Genomic DNA, 16121 nt, shown 5'->3' on the forward strand with positions numbered 1-16121 from the left:
CTCTGCGAGCCAAAGGCGGCGACGCCAGGCAGGTTGCTCACCACTCACACTGCCAACGCTCGCCTTCCGAGGTGTCGCCCCTGCTGACGGACTGAGATGAGCTGGGTCCTTCAGAAGAACTCGCGCGCCGGCTGAGCCCGGTCAGTCGTCCGCAAGACCTTGAAGTCATCCACGTACTCATTGACTGCGCACAGGAGACCAACATGGCGTACACCAAACAGCCCTCCATACGACACGACCTGCACCGTGAAATCGCGGGCACCATCGGCCTGCTCACCGACGAGCAGGACTTCACTGCAATGCGGCGCTACCGCACCTTCCAGTTCGAAGACCACGAGTCCTATCTACGGCAGGTGGAATCCCTGCTCCGGACCCGCGCATATGAAGGCAGCCACACTGCCGTCGCACTCTTCGACCCCGAGGAGTACGCCGAGTTCTGCGCCGAGGGCGGCCTCGACCCCGACGCCCCGGCCAGTCGCACCCGCTTCACCGCCGAACTCGCCTCCACTGGCCCCACCCTCTTCTATGAGGGACAGCCCCTCACCGAACTCGTCCCTGAACTCGTTGACAACGCTGTCCGCGAGGCCACTTGGGAGTATGCGTCCACCGTTCTTTCCGGCATAGACCCCTGTGCCAACTGCGGAGAAGACATCGGCAGGGCCGCCTTCGACCGCGCCTCGGAGCTGCTCCTGTGCATCCTCGATGCCGCGAGTACCGGCGAGTACCACCTCGTGTGCAGCGTCTCTGCCGAGCCCGAAACTCTCGTTGCCGTCCTGCATGCCGACTACAACGTCGAGGGCGGCAGCACACGACTCGACGAGACCGAAGCGCTGGAATTCACCACGGTCCTTGCCCTCGGCATCGCGACACACAGCGCCGGAGGCGTCGTAATGCGTACCAGCGCTCCCGGCACGAGTGACCGCGTCTACGGCTGGCGACTGCGTGGAGACGGGCTCCAGCCCCTTACCGCGGCCGAGGTGTTCGACGCCTACTGCACCGACGCCGAATCAGGAGACATCGTCTCCCCGGAATCAGGTGTCGACTACACCGCGCCACCCGACCTCGGCGATGAGGGGCAGGCGGGCGGACACACGCACTGAACGCGCGAGAGCCGCACCGCCTGCAGACGGAGCGCCCGTTGGATCATCCCGGCCGGCCGAGACCCTCGGGTTCGACCAGGACGGGCACTTGTCCACTGCCCTGCTGGGGGTTCATTGCGCGGCCGACCACTCGACCCTGCCCCGCCAGGCTCGCCTGTGATCTATACCGGCAGTACCGGCGCCGAGTGAGCCAACCCATCACCCCATCGCCACGGGAAGGAGAGCGCTGTGGACCCATTCGTGTTGCACGAGGAAGCGGCCCGTGCCTGGCTGACTGAACTCGTCGTCGCCTACGAAGTCGACGCGAGCTTTGGCGGCGACGCCTCTGTCCACAGCGCTGACTCCCCGCCGATCGGGATGGCCTGGGACCCCCAGCAACTGGGCGAGGAGGACGGAGTGTCCCTCCTGGTCAAGGCCGCCCAGGGCACTGGCATGGTCGGCAGGCCGGAGGGGATGACCGTCACCTTCGAGTTCGTGGGTGACGACGACGAGGGCGTCTACCGGTGGCTGCTGGACATCGTGGACCCTAGTCCGTTGAAGGTCGCGACACTGAGCGAGTCGATGGCGGTGCTGGGAGAACCGGATCTCCACCGGGCGGGGATCGAGGCCGCCGTCGCTATCCTGCGGGAGGCCGTCCAGGCAGCCAATCACCTTGTCCATCAATTGTCGGACTACGTCGAGGCCAGCATCGAGCGAGGCGGCAACTGACCTGCAGCGCCGGGCTCCACAAGCATCCCGAATGCGGGAGACTGCCAGGGGAGCCTGGAGGTAAGGACCGTGAAGATCGATTTGGCTCAAGCACGAGCCACAGTGAAAGAACTGGCCGAAGAGCTGGAAGCGCTGGACGGGACGGAAGTGATTCCAAGGCCGAGTCGCGCAGCACGTCGCCAGAACAGCCACACCAGCCGCACGCTGCTGCGACTGGCCCACCTCGGTGATCGCGTTTCCGTGGAAATCATGGGGGTTTACCACGACTTCAAGCTCCGGGACAGTCCGCCGGAGGAAAGTGACCACTGACGTGAACCAGGACAGCGAGAGCCTGCTGTTCGACGTTGTCGGCCGACTGGAGCGGGCGATCCTTGAGCGAAACTGCCCGGCGATGGTGGCGTTGCAAGGCGACCGGACTCTCGTGGTGTCCGACTACGACTACCTGCGCGATGAGCCCACCGCCGTGGCGTTCGAGCAACGCGCTGCCGAGAAAGCCCAGGAGATCCACATCTCCCGCTTCGTCTTCGCCGTCCCGCAGGTCTGGATCGACACGGGCGACAGCGTCCAGGCGCGCGCGGTGTCCAACCACTCACTGCGCGAGGGCGAACGGGAAGTGATCGCCTGGATGAGCTACGACACCCACGACGGCGTGGACTACGGATACGTTCCGTACGTTCGCCGACCCAATGGCGAGCCGATTTTCGCCGACCCTGAAGTCTTCTCCGCTGCCGTCCGGCCCCGTGAACAAGCGCCGGGCTGGACCCTGTTGCGCGCTCTGATGCAGGACGGCGCCGACCCGACTGACAGTACATAGCCGCCCGGACCCCTGCACGTCAGGCGGGCGATAGTCCACCCGTGAGACGCGGCACCCGAGGACAACCCTTCGCTTTCGTGAGCCTCCTTGCAGCCCGCAGCGGCGAGGGGGCTCATGTGTGCCCGGCCGAGGTCCGGATCAGCCGGGAATGACCCCGAGCTCAGTGTCCGGGTTGCAGTGCGTGCAGGGACTGGGCGGGTGGAGGTTGTCGTGGGCTCCCCTTCACGCTGATACACGGGAGGTGCGCGAGGTGGCCAGCAGGCGCAGCCAGGCGACTGGCGCCATCGCGCACGGGGGTGCGGGTGGGCGGCCGCGCCGAGGCTGTCGATGCCGTTCAGCCGCAGGCTAAGCAGTCCGAGCAGGGCGCGGGTGAGGGGGCAATCACCTGGATCGCGACACCCCTGTCGCATATTTCCTATCAGCGGCAGCGTGACGCGATATTGGGGCATGCCTGATTGCTGTACCTCATAGGTAATCCTCCCGGGGGAGTGAAAGCTGGCCACGCTGAACCCTCAAGGGTGCGGTACTCGGCTCTGATTCTGCGTGTTGTGATAGTAGGCCATGCTTCCGTGGACGCGTAGCACCACTAACTACCGCAGTTGCCCGTCAGATGTGGGGACTCACTATCTACGTCAGCATATGCGTTCGAATTTGATTGCACCCCGGGGTGAACCCTGCCGTAGCGCGTTCGCATGGCCGTTGACGTCGGCTAAACACTTCTGGTGGGGCGAGAGATGAACAGGCATGAACGCCATTACAACCCTGGTACAGGAGTGGGCAGTTGAGGGGGCAGGCTTCGTGCGGCACGTGTTGCCGTGGCAGTCCGCCTGCTGCGTCTTACTCATCGTTGGAGTGATGAAATCCCTTTCGGAGAGGTCGCGCCGCAAAACCCTGCTGGCCATCACCACGCAGGCGCCGCCCGGCACCGTAGTGACGCAGGAGCGTGGTGTGGGAGGCCCGAAAATGTTCATTCAGGTCGGAGTCGGTGCAGTGTCGATTTTGGAGCGGGACTCATGACGCCCCAAATCCCGCCGAAATACTGGGATGAGATTGCGGTCCGGTACAAACAGTTCCGCGACGGCATGGTCAAGTTCGCGGAACGGCTGCTTGGCAGCGATCGCCATATGGCTCACGACCTGGTTCAGGAGACATTCAAGGCCGCTGCCTTGCAGTGGGACACGGTGCGCACACGTAGCGAAAGCATTCAGCGGGCGTGGTTGTACCGGGTACTGAAGAACAAGGTATTCGACCACTGGGGAGCAGCCAGACGCTATGGAGAGAGCGTCAGCGGCCGGGACATGGTGACCGACCTGGATACGCCGCGGACCGCTATCTCCAATCTCCTTTTGCAGAAGTGTTGGAAGGTCATCGACAACATGCCTTGCGCCCAGCGACGGGTAGCACTCTTGAAATGGCAGGGCGGATGGACCAACCGTGAGATCGGCGCACACTTGGACATCGCTTCGAGCACAGTACGGGTCCATCTGAGAAACGCGCGGAACACTCTGGTCGCGGGACTGGGGGACGAGGTCGTCTTCCCATCCGAATGGAGGGACGACGATCCAGGAGAGGAGGCAGCAGGATGAGGAACGCCCACGACTGGCCAGACGTGCCCAACTCCCCGTCGACGTCCAGCCTGTCCGTCCGGGCCGACGACCTTCTCAAGCAACTCGACCGCATCGTGGATGCGCAGGTTCCGACGCAGGCTGCTGCTGAAGGCTTGAATGAGTTGAGGGAGTGGATGGCCGAGGAGAAGCCGTCCCCTCAGGAGCAATTCGAGCAGTCGGCGCTGCTTCCCGGGGATCAGCGACATGAAGCGGTTGGACACTTGGTGCATGAGCTGCGGCAACCCGCCACCGGGAACATCCTGTTGCTGGAGCGCCATCGTGAATTCCGCGCGATCGACGAAGCATTGGTGGAGCTGGGCAGAACCACCGACGGTGTGCGACGGCCGCGGCACACCGGGCTGCTCGCCTTCACCGGCTCGGCCGGGCTGGGCAAGACGGCGCTCATGACGGAGGCACGCGCCCGCGCCGTGGCCCACGGATTCACGGTGTTCTCGGGCAAGGGCGGAGAGAAGGAGCAGGAATTCGCCTTCCACGTGGTGCGACAGCTGGTGCAGCCCGCCCTGGCCGCGATGGACGAGCCCGAGCGGCGGGCCTTCCTGGGCAGTTGGTACGACATCGTCGCCGCCGCACTCGGACTCAAGGCACCAGACCCCGCTCGGGCACCGGACCCGACCGGGGTACGCGACGGACTCGACTGGGTCATGACGCGTCTCACGATGATGAAGGCGCCCGTCATCCTGCTCCTGGACGACATGCACTGGGCCGATGTCGAGTCCCTGAACTGGCTCGCCTCCTTCGCCCCACGGGCCGACGACCTCCCGCTGCTGATCGTCGCCGCCTACCGGCCCGACGAACTGCCGAACGAGGCGGCGGCCTTCCGTACCCTCGTCGAACGCCACCGGAACCGCCCCTACTCCCTCGCACCGCTCACGTGCACGGGCGTGGCACGCATCGTCAGGGACAAGCTGGGTCAAGGAGCCGAGGACGAGTTCTGCGAGGAGTGCTGGACGGCCACCGGCGGAAGCCCGTTCGAGGCCGTCGAGCTCGCCATCCGACTGGGCGAGCGCCGTATGAAGGGCACACCGGACGAGTTGCCCGCGATGCGCGACATCGCCTCGGCGATGAAGGGGCCCGGGCTGCTCGACCGGCTGCACCGGCTCGGCACGACCACCGTCCGCTTCGCGTGGGCCGCGGCCGTCCTCGGTACGTCCATCTCGCCGGAACTCGCCGCCACCATCGCGGTGGTCGGCAGCGAGGAAGCCGCCGAGGCGACCGAGAAGTTGCGCACCGCCCGGATCCTGAAGAACGCCCCAGGTCAGGGAGGCGGCCTGGAGTTCGTACACCCCCTGATCGCCACGGCGGTCTACCGGGACATCTCCGCGAGTCTGCGGGCCGGGCTGCACAACGCGGCGGCCGAGGCGGTCCACGCCGCGGGGTTCGGGCCCACCGCCGCTTCCCGGCATCTGCTGGAAGTCCCCGGCGAGGGCAGGCCCGAGGCGGTCGCATGCCTTCGGGAGGCCGCCCGCGAGTACCTCTGTGCCGGGGCCCCGGAGGCCGCCCGGCGCGTCCTGACCCGGGCCCTGCAGGAGCCGCCCCTCCCCGAGGACCGGGCGGCACTCCTCCACGAACTCGCCTGCTCGACCTCCCTGATCGAACCCACGGCCACCGTCAGCCACCTCCGGGCAGCTTTGGCCGAGCCCGGAGTCGACCCCGATCTGCGCGCCTCCATCGTGCATCGGCTGACCCAGGCGCTGGCCCACCTCGACCGGGTGGCCGAGGCCGCGGCCGTGGCCGCCGACGAGGCCCAGCAAGCCACCAATCCACGTATCCGACTGCGCATGCAGGCCGACCACTTCGCATGGAGCGCGTTCCGCACCGACGAGCCCGACTCGGCCGCCCGCTCGCGAAGGCTGGCACGGCTGGCCGAGCGGCTGACCGGCCGTGGTCTGGAGGAGCGGTACATCCTGGGCCTGCGCGCCTGGGACGCCATGATGCGCGGTGAGCCACGGCAGACCGTCCTCGAATGCGCCGAGGAGTCCCTGCGGGGCGGGCTGAGCTGGACCGCCGAGAACCGGGGCTTCGAGCTGCCCGTTTCCGTCGCCCTCGTCTTCATGTACTGCGACCAGCCACGACGGGCCGAGGAACTGTTCACCGAGGGGATCGCCGAGTGCGAGGCCAAAGGCTGGCGCGGCTCCCACCTGGCTGTCGGACAAGCCCTCTTGGCCTACATCCGCTACCGTCGCGGCTGCCTCACCGAGGCGGAGGAACTCGTACGTGAGGGACTGCGCACCGCCGAACGGGTGGAAGGAGCGGTGCCCGCCCAGTGGTTCGCCATCGGCATCCTCATCCAGACCCTCCTCGCCCGCGGCCGGACCGGAGAAGCGCGGCAGCTCGCCGACTTCTACCACTACGGCGAGGTGGTCCCGAACGCCGTCATCTACCCGGATCCCCGCACGGTGTACGCCGAACTACTCCTGGCCGAGGGCAGGCACTCCGAGGCCGAACACCTGTTGTCCGCGGTAGGCGAATGGCTGGAGTCACGATCCTGGCGCAACCCGACCTGGTGCCCCTGGCAACTGAATCTCGCGTCCGCCGTCGCCCACACCGCTCCCGACCGGGCGATCCGTCTCGCCCAGGACGCCGTCAAGCGGGCCCGGCACTTCGGTGCGGCCTCCGCGATCGGCCAGGCGCTCCACACCGAGGCCGAGGTGACGGGCGGACCCGCGGCGCTCGACATGTACGCGGAGGCTGTCGACCACCTGGAGCGGTCTCCCGCCTCGTACGAGCTGGCCCGGGTCCTGGTCGGATACGGCGCCGCCCTGTCCCGGAACGGTCAACTGCAAGAAGCTGCGGACCGCCTCTACCTGGGTCTGGAGGCCGCTGTTCACTGTGGCGCCGAGGCGCTGGCCGACCAGGCCAGAGAGGAACTCTCGGCGGCCGGACTGCGGCCGCTGCGTCGCGCGCAGAGAGACACACTCACCGCTCATGAACGACGCGTTGCCGAAATGACGGCTCAAGGTCTCCCAGCAGGGGTGGTCGCGAAGGCATTGCGCATCACCGAACAGGGTGTGAAGCGACTGCTCTCTTCCGTCTACCGCAAGATCGGCACCGACAGCACCGGTCTCGCCAGAGACCTCAATGCTCTCTCCCGCTTGTAACACTGCCGCGCAGCGCGCGTCAGCCCCATGGGCGGTTCCGAAGCCGAGCGCCGCGCGACTGGTGCCCGTAGTCCGAGCCGGTCGACCCACTCACTCAGCGGTCCCCTCTCGCCGGACGCGGGACTGGTGGGCGCCGGAGATTGCCGCCCGCATTCCGTCGGGGAACTGAGCACAGCCGCCGTCCCGGATGCCGATCCCCGAAATCGAAACGGGCACCCGTACTCGGCGTTGGCCGGACTTTCTCACACAGGCTCCTCACCTGCGGCCGTGGGATCCCCTCGTCACCGGGGCCGTCTGGGCGATTGAGGCGACCTTCCCGGAGCTGTCGGCGTGTGGTTGATCTTGAGAGGTGGGGAACGTGGCTTGCTTCCCAGGGGTGATCGCCCCCCTGACGAAGGAGCAGCATGTCCTGGAGACCGTTCGCAGCCGCGTCCGTGCGCGCTGATTCCACCTCCCCCTCCCGGCATCGTGGTCTTCGGGCCGCTGCGGTGGCGCTGGCCCTGACCGGTTCGCTGATGCCGCTGGGCATGGATGCCCCGGCCCGGGCGGCCGTAGAGAACAAGAAGGAGTTCCTGACGCCGGGCAAATACAACTGGCAGGTACCGGGTGGGGCTACGCAGGTCGTCGTCAACATCTATGGGGCCGGTGGCGGTGGTGGCGGCGGTGGCGGTGGGGCCGCCGGAGCGGGCGGCGGTGGCGGCGGTGGCGGTGGCCGGGTCGCCCTGCACAAGAACGCGGGCGGCGGAGGCGGAGGAGGCGGCGGCGGTGCTGGCGGTGCCCACCTGGAGTGCCTGCTCCAGACGAGTGTCAGATCCCTGACCGTCGTCGTCGGGAGGGGCGGCGCCGGTGCGGGCGGAGGAGCCGGCGGTATGGCGGGGGAGACCTGGGGCGAGGGCGGCAGTGGAACGCCCCTGGTTCCCGGTGGCGGCAGCAACGGGAAGAGCGGCGAAGCGGGACGGACGGCCACCGACACGCGGTCCACCGGGGAGTCCTCCTTTGTGAACAGGCTTGAGGCCAGAGGTGGCTCGGTCGGCAAGCCCGGCGCCGGTGGGCGCAGTGGCAGTGGCGGTGGAGGTGGCTACGGCGGGGAGAAGAGCGGGGGCGCCGGCGGGGGCGGCGGCGGTGCGACCGGCACCGGGCAGGGCGGGGGTGGCGGGGAGGGGCGCAACACCATCTACAACTACTTCGACTGCAAGAGCGCGTGGACGAGGGAGTACGGCCCCAACGGCAGCACTGGTGGTGTGGGGGCGGTCGGCGAGGCCGGGGAGGCCGGGAATCGGGGGCAAGGGATTCAGAACGGCAGGACGACTGGCGGCAGCGGCGGCAGCGGAGGTGCGGGCGGGGTGCCCGGCAAGGGCGCGGTGGCAACGTACGGCGCGGGTGGCGCCGGCGGCACTGGTGGCCGCGGCGGCTACGGCGGTTCTGGCGGTAGGGGAGGCTGCTACGACAACAACGCGGGAGCGGCGGCCGGTGACTGCATGGACGGTTCCACCGGCAGCTACGGCTCGGCGGGCGACAAGGGCAGCACAGGCGCCCAGGGCGCCGGCGGAGCCGTCATCATCACCTGGTCCTGAGAGCTGACCGACACCTCGGCCGGGGCCGGCCGGGCCGGACACTAGACCGGACCGGCGGCCCCGCAATCTTGCTCGCTGAACTTTCCCACGCGCTTCAAGGGCCGACCGTCTGAGGATCGAGAGCAGGGGTGGGGGAACCACGGGTTCTCATCAACCCCGGCCAGGGGCCGCCTCCCGGCAGTGGCGCTGATCGAAGGGGTCAGCTCGCCGGTGTGCGGGTGTTGTTGAAGCGGACGCCGGTGCCCCAGTTCTCCCGGGCGGTGGTCATGCACCAGTGGCACAGGGGCAGGCCTCCGCTGCCGTATCTGTGGGTGCTGCGCTGGCAGCCGGAGCAGGGTCCGACCAGGCTGCTGGAGCAGGTGAAGGTGGACGGGTCCGGCTCGCTGATCGGCGGCGGGAAAGAACTGGTCATCAGGGGCAGCCTGTTCTGGGGGAGGGGCGGGTGCGGTGCGGTGAACGTGACCGGAGGGGGCCGGGCCGGTCAGTGCATGGCTGTGGAGAGGGCCGGTCGGGCGGGTAAGTCGAGGATGTCCAGGGCGGTGTCGGGCTGGCAATGACTGCAGGCCCGTACTCCTGACGCGAGGAGCCGGCGGGCTTCGTCACGGCCGATCGGGCGCCGTCGTTTGCCCGCGGCGTAGCAGCCGCCCACGTGGACCTCGGCGGGCGGCCGTCCGTCACCTATGCCGAGCTCGACGAACCACTCGGGCTCCGCAGGCCGGACCTGCCGCCCGTGCTGCTGCTCGGCTTCCCGCTGCTGAAGGGCGGCGATCTTGTCGTCTATGCGCTGCAGCCACATGGCGTGCCAGACCCTCAGTGCGTTCAGTCGTCCCAGGTCAGGGGGTAGGTCGTCAAGCATGGTCCGTCCCGGGGATCTTCGACTGTAGGGACTGCATCTCTCGCGTGTTCGAATACTAGTTCGATACGGTGAGTCTAGTGGAGGTGGGTGCCATGGCGGCGGAAGCGCAGATGCGGGTGTCGGGAGATCAGCGGGTGTCGAGTGTGATGCATGTGCGCTGCCCGGACCGGCTGCGGGAGGACGTCTTCCGGCAGGTCCTGGAACTGCTCGCGGAGTTTTCCCCGGTCGTTCAGGCGCTGCCCCCGACGGCGGCCCTGGCGGAGCTGCGAGGTTCCCTTCGGTACCACGGCACCAGTACCCGGTATTTGGGAGAGGTGCTGCGGATACGGACCCTCTCCCGCCTGGGTGTCGACGTGCGTGTGGGCATCGGCCCGACGATCACGGTCGCGGCCACCGCCTCCGGCCAGATCGACGCCCCCGGCGGCGTCCTCGCCGTCGACCCCGACCAGGTCGTTGACTGGCTCGCTCCGCTGCCCGTCGAAGCCCTCCACGGCATCGGCCCGAAGCAGGCAGTGGCGCTGCGCGAGTTCGGCGTCCATTGCGTGGGCCTGCTCGCCGCGGTCCCGCCGGCCACCGTGCAGCGCCTGCTCGGCGGACGTGCCGGACGGATGGCCGCCGACCGAGCCCGCGGTATCGACCCCCGCCCCGTCGCTCCGCGCGCACTGCCTGCCACCACAACCGTGCGGCATAGCTTCGCCCAACACACCCTGGACGGCGCCGTGGTCCGCGCGGCCCTGCTCGACCTCGTCGTGCAGCTCGCCTACCAGCTGCGCCACCGCGGCCAGGTTGCCCGCGGCCTGACCTTGGTACTGCGGTTCGCCGGCGGGACGTCGTGGGAGAAGACGCGCCGTCTGCCGGAGGCCTCCGCGCACGACGACGACCTGCGCACGATGGCGTACCGGCTCATCGATGCCGCGGGTCTCCAGCGCGGCCGCCTGGCCGGACTGGTCCTCAGGGGTGAGGATCTGGTCGACGCGGATCAGGTTGCCCTGCAGATCAGCCTCGACCGCGTCCGCGAGAACCGTCTGGTCGCCGAAGCGGCCAGCGATCGCATCCGCGCGAAGTTCGGGCCCGGCGCGATCGGCCCGGCCGCCACATTCCTGCGCGTCTCATGACCCGGCATCCGGCCCGCAGGTGGAGGTGAGAGGGATGCTGCTCGATCCGCCCGGATGGCCAGGCTGTGCTCAAGGCCTGCCGCACTGGCCCTACCTCCAGGCCGTCGACCAAGCGCTCACCGATCGCGGGATCCCGCCGGGCGCGGTCTGCCTGGACCGGGCTGGCCGCGCACACGGCGACACCATGTCCATGGACCTGAGCTGGGACGTCAGCCGCACCGCCGGTCCGGGAGGCCTACGGTTCCACTGGGATGAGGACACCGGCTGGTCCTACGCCACGGTCCGCCTCATTCGCGACAGCGCGCTCCCACGCCGCCCCCTGGCCCCGCTCCACCGGGTGTTCGCGGTACCGGAGGCGGTAGCGGACACGGCGGAGAGCCTGGTGCGGTCCTGGCGTACACCCACCGGCGAGTACGGCGCGGAGTGGGACCAGGCCCGCGATGTGCGCATTGCGATCGACGCATTCCGGCAGTCGGCCCGTTAGCCAGCGACGCTGGCGGCCTTCTACTAGCGGTGGTGCTTGAGGGCCGGCATCGCCGCGTAATCGTTGGTGGCCATGGAAGCAAGGTTGGGCAGGTGTCGGCGGCCGTCGCACGAAAGGGTGGGTGTGCTGAAGAGGCAGTCGCAGGGCTGGCGAACTTAGGCTGGTCTGGTAGCGCCCGCGTAGTCGTCTCCCTGGTATCGGTACGGCTCGATCCTGATGGGTTTTCCGGGGCGGGGCGCATCGATCATCTGTCCGCCTCCGATGTAGAGGCCCACGTGGTGGATGCCACCGTGGGGACTGCCGTAGAAGACGAGATCTCCTGGCTTGGGCTGCTGCCCGGTGGGGACGCGGGGTCCGGCGTCGAATTGCTCCTGGGCGGTACGGGGCAGGGTGATTCCGGCTGCGGTGTAGGCGGCTTTGGTCAGGCCGGAGCAGTCGAATCCGGTGTCGCCGGTGCCGGGTCCGTTTCCGCCCCACTCATAGGGGAGTCCGAGCTGGCCTTGGGCGTAGTTGATCGCTTGCAGAGCAGCGGCAGTCGTGGCTGTGTCTGCACCGAAGCCTGCGCCGCTGGCGTATGCCTGGGCCTGAGTGAGGATTTTCGAGACGTACCAGTCGGCGTGGTTGTACGCGTAGATGGCGTCGGGGACGTTGCGGCCGTCGCGGGCGCCGGAGTCGCACAGGTATGCGGCGGCGGTGTAGATGGCGTCGTGGGCGTTGTATGGCGAGGGGGGAGTGGCTCCGCCCTTCGGTGGCGGATGCTTGGCGACGACACTCTGGAAGGTGGGTGGCAGGAACTGCATGGGGCCGCGGGCCCCGGCGTAGTTGGCGCCGTCGGTTACGCCAGGGAGCGTAGAGCGTCCGTGATCCGACTCAGCCTTGCCGACGGCGGCCAGGACGGACCAGTCCAGGCCGGGGCAGGTAGTGGCGGCGTCCACGTACAGGGCGAGGTAGCCGGACGGGATGTCGGCGAGTGCGGCCCTGCTGGGCTCGGTGCCGTTGCTGCCGAAAGCGGACAGCAGGCCGCCGGCCCCGGCGCTGGCGAGGACGGCAATCAGCAGCAGGAGTGCCAGGGCTGCGGCAGCGATCTTTCCCATTACCGATCACCGCTGTGGGCGACGGTCTGACGGGCCGGGTGGTAGCGGGGAAAGCGGGAGGAGGTCGCTGGCCACGGTACCGCTGGCCTGTGCGGGGTCATTTGAAGGATTACCCAGCGGCGACAGATACGGCCAGGCACGGGTCAGTTCGGCGAGACGGAGGCGCCGGGTGGAGGGCTGCCGGACGTCCAGTGGCTGCCAGCGGGCCGCCACGGGATCGTTGTCCTGGCCGTCGAGGAAGTCCGCGCTAGAGGTGGCCACCGGCACCAGCGCGGGGTCGTCGAGGTTTGCGCTGGCGGCTGTCAGGGCGCGGCGGACGGGGGCTTCCCGACGGGCAGTTGGCACCCAGACCAGGACGGGCGTGGTGATCCCGGTGGTGGCGGCCAGCTTGGCGTAGCCGGCGAGTTTGCGACCGAGGCGGTCCGGGCGTTCGGTGCCGAAGTCGAACTCCAGGAACCACTCGAACGCGCACGGCGTGGGGCTGTGTTCGTGCCAGAGGCCGTAGGCGTCGGGGCGGACGATATCGCCGAAGTGCCTGGCGCAGCGGGTCTCGGACCACCAGGCGGTGAGCTGGCCGGTGGTGTCCGGGTGGCGGGAGCGGGTGATGAGGGCGCTGAAGAAGCCGTTAGTGCCAACGGTGTGGGCCAGGTGCAGGGAGTAGGCGATGCCGGTCGCCCGGTCGTGCCGGTAGTTCAGGTCGCGCAGCTCAAGACCGTCCTCGCGAGCCAGCATGGAGGCTCCGGCGACATCGAGGACGTAGTGCATGGGGGCGGTGCCGTAGGTGACGAAGGGCTGGAACCGGTCGATCAGCCGCCACCGGTACAGCCGTAGCAGCCGCAGGTTGGCGGCCCGGACGGACGGCCAGGCCATTTCGACGATCTGGTGGGTGGTCAGGACTCGGTGTTCGTAGAACATGCGGGCCAGCCACCGGTCCCGCTCGGTGAGGCGGGTGGCGAGCTGGGCGACGTAGCCGCTGCTGATGGCGGTGCGATGGCTGGGGCGCTGGGGCTGGTGCCCGCGCAAGGAGCGCTGAGGTGTGGGATTGGTGATCAAGACGGTGCACCTCCGGAGAGAGGAGGGAACGGGTCGTGGAGTGGTGGCCGCCGCCCGTCGGGGGAGCCGAGCGGGAATCCGTGATGCTCAGGTGGGGCGGCGTGGGTCCGCCGCCTGCTCACCGGTCGCCGTGCGGGTCGAGGCCGGTCGGGGGCGGGCGTTGCGGCGGGCGGCGGCGCGGATTTGCTTGGCGCGGCCTGGGATCGCTGGCGGGAGAGGTTCAGTGATGGCGGTGAAGGCGGGGGCTTCGGCGCCGTGCAGCACGGGGCGGAGGACGGCGTGGAAGGCGTCGAGGTTCGACAGATCGTGCGCGGTCACCCGGGGTTCGGTGTGGCGGGCCAGGTGGCGGGCGTCTTCGGGCGAGGCGTTGAAGAAGATCTTGGTGCGGGCGTTGGTGCTGATGCCCTCCTCCAGTTCCTTGGGCAGCTGCCGCAGGTACTGGTGGGCGAGCGTCATCGACAGCCGGTAGCCGCGGGCCTCGGCGAGCATGTCCTCCAGCGCGTAGGGGAGGTTGAGGAAGTTGTGTGCCTCATCCAGGTACAACCCGGCGTCTTGGCGGCGGCTCTGGGTGATGTGGGCGCGGCGGGTGGCGGCCTGCCAGGTGCGGGCGACCACGATGGAGCCCATGAGGTGGGCGGTCTCGGTGCCCAGGGCGTCCTTGGCGATGCGGACCAGGCAGATACCCCCGTCAAGTACGGCGTCCATGTCGACGGTGGAGGTCCCTCCGGCGAGGGCGGCGCGGACGAAGGGGCGCAGCAGGAAACCGCGGAGCTTGTTCATCAAGGGCGCGGTCACCTGGGCACGGGCCGGGCCCGATAGGGCGTCGTACCAGGACCAGAAGCCCCGCAGGATGTCGTCATTGATCTGGTCGACGGCCCGCTGCCGAAATGAGGAGACTGCCAGCAGTTTGGGCAGGTCGGTCAGGACGGGAGTGCCGCCCTGCGCCCGCAGGGTGAGCAGCCCGGCGCGCAGGATGTCGTCGGTGCGCGGTCCCCAGGAGGAGGCGTAGACGCGGGAGAAGACCGACACCAGGTTGTCGACCGTGCGGGCCACGTCGTCGCCTTCGAGGGGATTGAGGATGGGTGGGTGGGACTTGCTGTCGGCGTCGAAGAGGACCACTTTGTCCGCAAGTTCTTCAGGCAGCCGCATTAGCACGTCGGTGATCAGGTCGCCCTTGGGGTCGATAGCCACCAGGCCGCGTCCGGCCTCGGCGTCGGCGAGGATCATCCGCGCCATGAGTTCGGACTTGCCGGAGCCGGTGGCGCCGAGGATGTGTAGGTGGTGGCGGGCGTCCGGCACGCGCAGGCCGACGGGGCGGGGGTGGCCGGTGTCGGTCAGCCCGATGGGCCGGACGGCCGGGCCGGTGGTGGCGACACCGGGCGGGGGTGGCACCGCGCGGGCGCCGGCACGTTGCAGACCGGGAATTGCTTCGTCCCACGGCAGGTGTGCCACCGCAGCCAGCTCCGGGATGGAGAGCAAGTCCCCTGGGCCCAGACGGCGTTCGGTGGTGTACGCCGCCGGACGGCGGAGCCTGGCGCGGCGATAGTAGTTGTGCTCGGTGAAGGCGGAGAACGCACTGGCAATGGCGTGGCCCCGGCCGCGCAGCCGCTCGCGGACTGCAGCGCGCCGCTCCGAACTCGCATCGGCGGGCACGGTCGCGGTGATCGCGTAGCGGATGCGGCTTTCATAGGGGGCGCCGCGCTGCTTTGCGACGATCACCTTGTCCTCGGCGGATGCCTCCAAAGCCGTTTGGCGGTCCGGTACCGGGGCGGTGCGGCGGGACCGCGGAGGATGGTAGCCCGGGGTGAGCACGTCGAGCAGGCGACTGATGGGGTGGACAGAGTGTCCGGCGCGTGCCCGCCGCGCTGCCCGGCGGGCCTTGGCGATCCGCCGCCCTGTGACGGGCCGGGCCAGAACCTGGACTACCGCCTGTTCGCCGGCGCCGAGACCGACCGGCGCGCCGAGCAGGGCGCGGATCGGGTCGGCGGGGAAGGTGGTGCGGATCGGCAGGGCCTCGGGCCGGGCCAGACGCAGCTCGCCCCCGGCGGTTTCGGCGTGCGGTCCGGCGCTCAGGGTGGGTGGCGCTGCGGGAGCAGTGCGGGCGCCGGGCCAGGCGGCCTCGATCGCGCGCTCGACCATGCCGGGCGGAACAACTCCGGGGACCCACAAGCGAATGCGGATGGTCTCGCGGTCGAAGGAGTACTCCCATGCCAGGTGTGGCTGGCCGGTCAGGCGGCGGCGCCAGGCGGGCCGCAGCAGCCCCAGCAGGTTCGCCCAGAGCGCTTCGGCGCCCGCCGGGTCGGCGGTGGGCGGTGGCAGCACGATGACGATCCGGGCGTCGGCATTCAGCATGCGGCGGCACCGGCGTCGCCACCACCAGCGTGCCCAGCCGAGTCCGGCGGCTGCGAACGCCAATGCGGGACCCGCGACGGGCCCCCAGATGGTGCCCCACTGGGCCACGTCGGTCAGTACGGCGCGCAGGGTGCCGCCGGGATCGCGCAGATAGGTGCCCAGCGGGGAGTCGGGACCGGACGGGGACGCAAGGAGGGCCGCCGGGGATGGCGGGAGGTGGCCGAGGAGCATGGCAAGGTCTCCAG

At 69.1% G+C, this 16121-nt stretch carries 15 protein-coding genes; 10 read left to right on the top strand and 5 right to left on the bottom strand.

Features of this window, described 5'->3' with window-relative positions:
* Positions 1 to 203: 203 nt before the first annotated feature.
* The 8 genes from ACN20J_RS37095 (at position 204) to ACN20J_RS37130 (ending at position 8922) form a co-directional block, all read left to right on the top strand.
* Positions 204 to 1100: a hypothetical protein gene (locus ACN20J_RS37095; RefSeq protein WP_266763111.1), complete on the top strand. Its 897-nt coding sequence runs from the start codon at positions 204 to 206 to the stop codon at positions 1098 to 1100.
* Between the two features lie 228 nt (positions 1101 to 1328).
* Positions 1329 to 1808, top strand: coding sequence for a hypothetical protein (locus ACN20J_RS37100; RefSeq protein ID WP_266763109.1), 480 nt, complete (start codon positions 1329 to 1331; stop codon positions 1806 to 1808).
* Positions 1809 to 1877: 69 nt separating this feature from the next.
* The gene (locus tag ACN20J_RS37105; protein ID WP_266763107.1) at positions 1878 to 2117 is read left to right on the top strand and encodes a hypothetical protein; all 240 of its coding nucleotides are present in this window, start codon (positions 1878 to 1880) and stop codon (positions 2115 to 2117) included.
* On the top strand, positions 2107 to 2622 hold the full coding sequence (locus ACN20J_RS37110) for a hypothetical protein (protein WP_266763105.1): 516 nt from the start codon (positions 2107 to 2109) through the stop codon (positions 2620 to 2622). The genes ACN20J_RS37105 and ACN20J_RS37110 overlap by 11 nt, the downstream gene beginning before the upstream one ends.
* A gap of 744 nt (positions 2623 to 3366) precedes the next feature.
* Positions 3367 to 3639 (top strand): hypothetical protein, encoded by a 273-nt coding sequence (locus tag ACN20J_RS37115; protein WP_266763103.1) that lies wholly within the window; start codon positions 3367 to 3369, stop codon positions 3637 to 3639.
* Entirely contained in the window at positions 3636 to 4208 is a 573-nt protein-coding gene (locus ACN20J_RS37120) for an RNA polymerase sigma factor (RefSeq protein ID WP_266763101.1), read from the top strand. Before ACN20J_RS37115 ends, ACN20J_RS37120 begins: the two co-directional genes overlap by 4 nt.
* A complete protein-coding gene (locus ACN20J_RS37125; RefSeq protein ID WP_419667588.1) occupies positions 4205 to 7348 on the top strand; it encodes an ATP-binding protein in 3144 nt (1047 codons plus the stop codon). The genes ACN20J_RS37120 and ACN20J_RS37125 overlap by 4 nt, the downstream gene beginning before the upstream one ends.
* A gap of 404 nt (positions 7349 to 7752) precedes the next feature.
* Positions 7753 to 8922, top strand: coding sequence for a hypothetical protein (locus ACN20J_RS37130; protein WP_266754031.1), 1170 nt, complete (start codon positions 7753 to 7755; stop codon positions 8920 to 8922).
* Between the two features lie 199 nt (positions 8923 to 9121).
* Here ACN20J_RS37130 and ACN20J_RS37135 read toward each other — a convergent pair whose 3' ends face one another.
* Positions 9122 to 9334 carry a hypothetical protein gene (locus ACN20J_RS37135; RefSeq protein ID WP_266754030.1) on the bottom strand — a complete coding sequence of 71 codons (213 nt, stop codon included), beginning with the start codon at positions 9332 to 9334 and terminating at the stop codon, positions 9122 to 9124.
* 69 nt (positions 9335 to 9403) lie between these two features.
* Positions 9404 to 9778, bottom strand: coding sequence for a DUF6233 domain-containing protein (locus ACN20J_RS37140; RefSeq protein ID WP_266754029.1), 375 nt, complete (start codon positions 9776 to 9778; stop codon positions 9404 to 9406).
* 92 nt (positions 9779 to 9870) lie between these two features.
* Here ACN20J_RS37140 and ACN20J_RS37145 point away from each other — a divergent pair, with 92 nt between their 5' ends.
* Positions 9871 to 10893, top strand: coding sequence for a DNA polymerase Y family protein (locus tag ACN20J_RS37145; protein WP_266754028.1), 1023 nt, complete (start codon positions 9871 to 9873; stop codon positions 10891 to 10893).
* A 34-nt stretch (positions 10894 to 10927) separates the two neighbouring features.
* Complete coding sequence (locus ACN20J_RS37150; RefSeq protein WP_266754027.1) at positions 10928 to 11377, top strand: DUF6292 family protein; 450 nt, start codon at positions 10928 to 10930, stop codon at positions 11375 to 11377.
* 155 nt (positions 11378 to 11532) lie between these two features.
* Here ACN20J_RS37150 and ACN20J_RS37155 read toward each other — a convergent pair whose 3' ends face one another.
* The 3 genes from ACN20J_RS37155 to ACN20J_RS37165 all read right to left on the bottom strand — a co-directional run bounded on the left by ACN20J_RS37155 (position 11533) and on the right by ACN20J_RS37165 (position 16107).
* Entirely contained in the window at positions 11533 to 12471 is a 939-nt protein-coding gene (locus tag ACN20J_RS37155) for an NlpC/P60 family protein (protein ID WP_266754026.1), read from the bottom strand.
* Positions 12472 to 12477: 6 nt separating this feature from the next.
* Entirely contained in the window at positions 12478 to 13524 is a 1047-nt protein-coding gene (locus tag ACN20J_RS37160; RefSeq protein ID WP_419667589.1) for a replication-relaxation family protein, read from the bottom strand.
* A gap of 87 nt (positions 13525 to 13611) precedes the next feature.
* Complete coding sequence (locus tag ACN20J_RS37165; RefSeq protein WP_266754024.1) at positions 13612 to 16107, bottom strand: TraM recognition domain-containing protein; 2496 nt, start codon at positions 16105 to 16107, stop codon at positions 13612 to 13614.
* Between the last annotated feature and the right edge of the window lie 14 nt (positions 16108 to 16121).

Source organism: Streptomyces sp. 2-1 (genome assembly GCF_048564895.1).
Classification (GTDB): domain Bacteria; phylum Actinomycetota; class Actinomycetes; order Streptomycetales; family Streptomycetaceae; genus Streptomyces; species Streptomyces phaeochromogenes.

What these genes read in the sequence shown, in the direction of transcription:
- ACN20J_RS37095 (WP_266763111.1), top strand. Translation starts at nt 204, where the DNA reads ATGGCGTACACCAAACAGCCCTCCATACGACACGACCTGCACCGTGAA.
- ACN20J_RS37115 (WP_266763103.1), top strand. Translation starts at nt 3,367, where the DNA reads ATGAACGCCATTACAACCCTGGTACAGGAGTGGGCAGTTGAGGGGGCA.
- ACN20J_RS37120 (WP_266763101.1), top strand. Translation starts at nt 3,636, where the DNA reads ATGACGCCCCAAATCCCGCCGAAATACTGGGATGAGATTGCGGTCCGG.
- ACN20J_RS37125 (WP_419667588.1), top strand. Translation starts at nt 4,205, where the DNA reads ATGAGGAACGCCCACGACTGGCCAGACGTGCCCAACTCCCCGTCGACG.
- ACN20J_RS37130 (WP_266754031.1), top strand. Translation starts at nt 7,753, where the DNA reads ATGTCCTGGAGACCGTTCGCAGCCGCGTCCGTGCGCGCTGATTCCACC.
- ACN20J_RS37135 (WP_266754030.1), bottom strand. Translation starts at nt 9,334, where the DNA reads ATGACCAGTTCTTTCCCGCCGCCGATCAGCGAGCCGGACCCGTCCACC.
- ACN20J_RS37140 (WP_266754029.1), bottom strand. Translation starts at nt 9,778, where the DNA reads ATGCTTGACGACCTACCCCCTGACCTGGGACGACTGAACGCACTGAGG.
- ACN20J_RS37145 (WP_266754028.1), top strand. Translation starts at nt 9,871, where the DNA reads ATGGCGGCGGAAGCGCAGATGCGGGTGTCGGGAGATCAGCGGGTGTCG.
- ACN20J_RS37150 (WP_266754027.1), top strand. Translation starts at nt 10,928, where the DNA reads ATGCTGCTCGATCCGCCCGGATGGCCAGGCTGTGCTCAAGGCCTGCCG.
- ACN20J_RS37155 (WP_266754026.1), bottom strand. Translation starts at nt 12,471, where the DNA reads ATGGGAAAGATCGCTGCCGCAGCCCTGGCACTCCTGCTGCTGATTGCC.
- ACN20J_RS37165 (WP_266754024.1), bottom strand. Translation starts at nt 16,107, where the DNA reads ATGCTCCTCGGCCACCTCCCGCCATCCCCGGCGGCCCTCCTTGCGTCC.